1 protein-coding gene and 2 pseudogenes are annotated in these 1,164 nt (G+C 73.5%); 1 reads left to right on the top strand and 2 read right to left on the bottom strand.

Features of this window, described 5'->3' with window-relative positions; all coding sequences use genetic code 11:
• A pseudogene (locus ABZ641_RS38590) lies at window positions 1-270 on the bottom strand (hypothetical protein); the annotation flags it as partial.
• Entirely contained in the window at window positions 267-803 is a 537-nt protein-coding gene (locus ABZ641_RS38585) for a hypothetical protein (RefSeq protein ID WP_344626128.1), read from the bottom strand. The gene ABZ641_RS38585 and the pseudogene ABZ641_RS38590, both read right to left, overlap by 4 nt.
• A 107-nt stretch (window positions 804-910) precedes the next feature.
• On the opposite strand from ABZ641_RS38585, the pseudogene ABZ641_RS38580 reads away from it, so the two are divergent.
• Window positions 911-1,147: pseudogene (locus tag ABZ641_RS38580) on the top strand (heavy metal translocating P-type ATPase); the annotation flags it as partial.
• Between the last annotated feature and the right edge of the window lie 17 nt (window positions 1,148-1,164).

Here is a 1,164-nt window from a genome sequence, read left to right as displayed (position 1 = left end):
CTGGGCGGCCAGGAACGCCTCGATGAAGGGCATGTCCTGGTCGCACAGGTCCCCGCCGCCGGGCCCCTGACGTTCGATCAGCAGCTCGGCCAGCTCGCCCGCCTCCGCGAAGCGGTCCTCCCAGCAGAGGATCTGGACGGCCGCCGCTGCGGCCTCCCATGCCGGGTCGGGTGGTGCGGCGGGATCGGTGGCCAGGTCGAGCAGCTCGGGAAGCACCTCTCGGTGTCGGCCGTGCCGGGCGCGGGAGGTCAGGTGCTCGACGAACGTCACCCCGCCACCCGCCGGCAGAGGCGCCGAGCGCCGTGGCGGAGGGCGTTCAGCGACCACAGCGCCAGCCAGTAGACCGAGAAACTCACGAGGAGCAGCACGGCGATGTCGAGCGCATTGCCGACGGCGGCCGACGGCTGGAACTCGAACAGTGAGGCCAAGATGAGCGCTGCCGTGATCGGAGCGGCCACCGGGGCACACGCCGCCAGCGCCTTCCACGCGGTGCCGCCGCGCATGACACGCCGCTCGAACCCGAAGGCGACGGGGAAGACGAGCACGCTCGCGGCGAACCCCACGCCGAGGGCGATCAGAACGGCTTCGGCGAAGTCGCGGACAACGAACACGTCGTCAAGGAGGAAGACCGCCGCCAGGGGGAGGGTGAGGACCGTGAAGGCCGTGACGATGACCGCTGTCGTCACGGCGATGGACAGCGCGTGCCGCAGGATCGTCCACCACCGGGCAGGTGGATCGTAGCCGGGTGCCGGGCCGTCCGGGGTGGTGGCGGCGTGCGGATTCGCCGGGGGCCTGCCGGGCACGATTCACTCCCTCGGGTCGGGTTCTACCGTCCCTGACGCACCGGCCCGCCTCCGTGGTTGCTGCGTCCGGCTGCCCGCCGTCGCCACCGCCGTCCGCGGCGAGGCCCGCCACCGTCCCCGCCGTGGTCGCGCCGTCCCGCCGCGCCCGGGCCCTGGTGGTGCAGAACCTCGGCATCGCCTCGGTGATCATCGCGACGCCGGTGGTCCGGGACCTGGTCGCCACCCTCCCGCTTCCGCTCGGCGTCCTCGGTCACGAGAGCTCCACCGTCCTCGTCGGACTCAACGGCCTGCGCCTGCTGCGCGACGCGGCCTGGAACCGCGCCCGGGCCGGAGCCCGCCGATGAGCGGCCGCACCCGCCGG

The sequence above is a fragment of the Kitasatospora sp. NPDC007106 genome (assembly GCF_040634455.1).
GTDB lineage: Bacteria > Actinomycetota > Actinomycetes > Streptomycetales > Streptomycetaceae > Kitasatospora > Kitasatospora arboriphila.
The sequence above is the reverse complement of the archived record's forward strand: the minus strand, read 5'-3'. Positions and strand labels throughout refer to the sequence as shown.